2 protein-coding genes and 1 pseudogene are annotated in these 3,005 nt (G+C 51.5%); all 3 read left to right on the top strand.

Features of this window, described 5'->3' with window-relative positions:
• Window positions 1–652: pseudogene (locus tag IV04_RS26485) on the top strand (hypothetical protein); the annotation flags it as partial.
• Entirely contained in the window at window positions 615–1,745 is a 1,131-nt protein-coding gene (locus tag IV04_RS23355; RefSeq protein WP_037404690.1) for a T6SS immunity protein Tli4 family protein, read from the top strand. The pseudogene IV04_RS26485 and the gene IV04_RS23355, both read left to right, overlap by 38 nt.
• 48 nt (window positions 1,746–1,793) lie before the next feature.
• Window positions 1,794–2,924 carry a T6SS immunity protein Tli4 family protein gene (locus IV04_RS23360; protein WP_037441571.1) on the top strand — a complete coding sequence of 377 codons (1,131 nt, stop codon included), beginning with the start codon at window positions 1,794–1,796 and terminating at the stop codon, window positions 2,922–2,924.
• The last annotated feature ends 81 nt before the right edge of the window (window positions 2,925–3,005 follow it).

The raw sequence follows: 3,005 nt of genomic DNA on the forward strand, positions 1-3,005 counted from the left end.
CTGGTGGCGGCTGATCGACCCCAACCTGCTAAACCCTAAAAACAGCAGCGGTAATCCGGCGCAGTTGGCAGAGGATTGGATAATTTTCAAAAATATCATGATGGAGTCCGTTGAGGTCTTTCATACAAGGTTAGCCGACAAATATCATTCCAATACCCATGCCTTTTATGGGCTGGATACCGCCACGCCTGACCGTGTATCTGCCGCGTATGCCACCCATCAGGTAGTCACCTGGAAGGGGGAACTGGCGAAGGGGCTGTCCCCTATGCCATGGCGACCGACAGCGGTGCGCCAGGAGGGCGATTTGCTGGATCCGAAAGAGCTGATGGGGTACCGCACCACCTATACGCAGCTTTCACCGGCCGAGCAGGCCTATTCAGAACTGGTCAACCCACGCGGGGGGAGCAGTAAAGTCTACATCGGCCAGCGTTTCACCTTGCAAGAGGCCAGTGGTAACGGGGACGGCACGGTGCCGCAAAAGGCCGGGTATATTGAGGATCGCCATCTGATGTCCCGACTGGCGATCACCACCGAACATGAGCCGGCCTATCAACACCCCACCGCGCAGGCCTTTACGCTGCGCGCCATCGTGAAAATAGCCCAGGAGGTGAACAATGACCCGTCAATGGCGTTTAAATCGTTATCTGCCTAAGCCATGGCAGAAAGCGACCGTGGCCCTCACGCTGCTGAGCGCGGGGCTTTTCGCCTATGTCAACTCTTCTCCCCTCGATCGCCCATTGAATGACAAGGAACAGGCCATGCTCACCCCCCTGCTGCAACACCCGACACCGCGCTGTGTCGGCCTCTATCTTATCGATCTGCCCGCTGATTTTATTGTTGATGAGGGCATGTTTTTACTGCTGGATGACCGCACCAAAATGGAGAGCCGGGAGCAATACCGCCCGCCCTTTAACCAGTTAATCCAGCGCCGGGAGCAGGAGTTGAAGACTACCGAGACGGATGATCCACTGGATAAACCGTTCTTAAAGAAAGTACATCCGTTACCCGAAGGGATGGTCGGTACGGTATTTGAACGTAATGAAAATTCATATAAACCTGATGTTGCCAGAATACTGGAAGCCTATAAATGGGATGCAGGCGTTACCTTTAAGATTGAGATGAAAGCCAGAGATGGTCGTTCCTCACGTTATGATCTAAATCGTTCCAGATATGGCACCGATGTATTTAATTACAATGTCCCTGAAAAACTCACCACAGTACAAAATTTACTCCGCCGCACCACGGCCAGAGAAGATACGGTGATCCCCAACCAGCCGGGGTTTTGTATCAGGCGCGGTTTTATCGCGGGTAAACCGATCGAGTCTTATGACTTTGGTATGGGGTATGTGCATAGTCATGTCAAAAACCTGGTCGTGGGTTTTAGCAGTAATGATTACCAGAGTACCGGTGATACCCTGTTGGAGCAGGATGAACGGGTCATCGGCCAAGGCAAGTACCATACGCTGCATAAAGGGAAACGGGAAATTAACGGACTGGCGATTGAAGAGTGGCTGTTAGGGGGGGAAGTGACGGAGCGCGAGTATATTACTCCACCGTACAACGAATATTTTTTCTATCTTAAATACAATCAGTTAAACCCCACCGCCCAGCAGCCAAGGTTTGAGATCACCCTGTACTACAAAACCGAAAACCTGACCCCGGAAGAGACCTTGAGCGAAGCGCAACTGACCGCGGTGTGGAAAGCGATCACTTCGACGCTGCGTATCCGGCCAGGGGCGATTTAAGGCGCTTGGGGGAGTGATGCAGGATGAAAAAAAGACAGGAGGTCAACAATGTTCCGTCAATGGCGTTTAAATCGCTATCTGCCTAAGCTGTGGCAGAAAGCGACCGTGGCCCTCACGCTGCTGAGCGCGGGGCTTTTCGCCTATGTCAACTCTTCTCCCCTCGATCGCCCATTGAATGACAAGGAACAGGCCATGCTCACGCCCCTGCTGCAACACCCGACACCGCGCTGTGTCGGCCTCTATCTTATCGATCTGCCCGCCGATTTCATCGTTAACAAGGGCATGTTTTTACTGCTGGATGATGGCACCAAAATGGAGAGCAGGGAGCAATACCGCCCGCCCTTTAACCAGTTGATGCAGCGCCGGGAGCAGGAGCTGAAGGCGACCGAGCCGGTTAATCCACTCAATAAACCGTATCTGAAGCAGATTCATCCATTACCTGCGGGGATGGTGGGTACGGTATTTGAACGTAATGAGAGCACCGGAACGCCGTATGTTGCCAGAATGCTGGAAGCCTATAAATGGGATGCAGGCGTTACCTTTAAGATTGAGATAAAAGCCAAAGATGGACGCTCCTCACGTTATGATCCAGACCGTGCTACATATGGGAAGGATATATATCGTTACAACGTCCCAGAGAAACTGGCCGCAGTACAAAATCTACTTCGCCGCACCGTGGCCAGAGAGGATACGCTGATCCCCAACCAACCGGGATTTTGTATTTTGCGCGGTTTTATCGCGGGTAAACCGATCGAGTCCTATGACTTTGGTATGGGGTATGTGCATAGCCATATCAAAAATCTGTTGGTTGTTTTTAGCAGTAATGATTACCAGAGTACCGGTGATACCCTGTTGGAGCAGGATGAGCGGGTCATCGGCCAAGGTAAATACCATACGCTGCATAAAGGGAAGCGAGATATTAACGGGCTGGCGATTGAGGAGTGGCTGTTAGGGGGGGAAGTAACAGAGCGCAAGTATATTACCCCACCGTACAACGAATATGTTTTCTATCTTAAATACAATCAGTTAACCCCCACTGCCCAGCAGCCAAGATTTAATATCAAGATGTACTACAAAACCGAAAACCTGACCCCGGAAGAGACCTTGAGCGAAGCGCAACTGATCGCGGTGTGGAAAGAGATAACCTCAACGCTGCGTATCCGGCCAGGGGCGATTTAAGGCGCTTGGGGGAGTGATGCAGGATAAAAAGAAAGACAGGAGGTCAACAATGACCCGTCAATGTAGTGGATCACAAAATCA

Source organism: Serratia sp. Ag1 (genome assembly GCF_000743355.1).
Classification (GTDB): Bacteria; Pseudomonadota; Gammaproteobacteria; order Enterobacterales; family Enterobacteriaceae; genus Chania.

Excerpts from the sequence above, each read along its gene's own strand:
- IV04_RS23355 (WP_037404690.1), top strand. The coding sequence starts at position 615 with ATGACCCGTCAATGGCGTTTAAATCGTTATCTGCCTAAGCCATGGCAG.
- IV04_RS23360 (WP_037441571.1), top strand. The coding sequence starts at position 1,794 with ATGTTCCGTCAATGGCGTTTAAATCGCTATCTGCCTAAGCTGTGGCAG.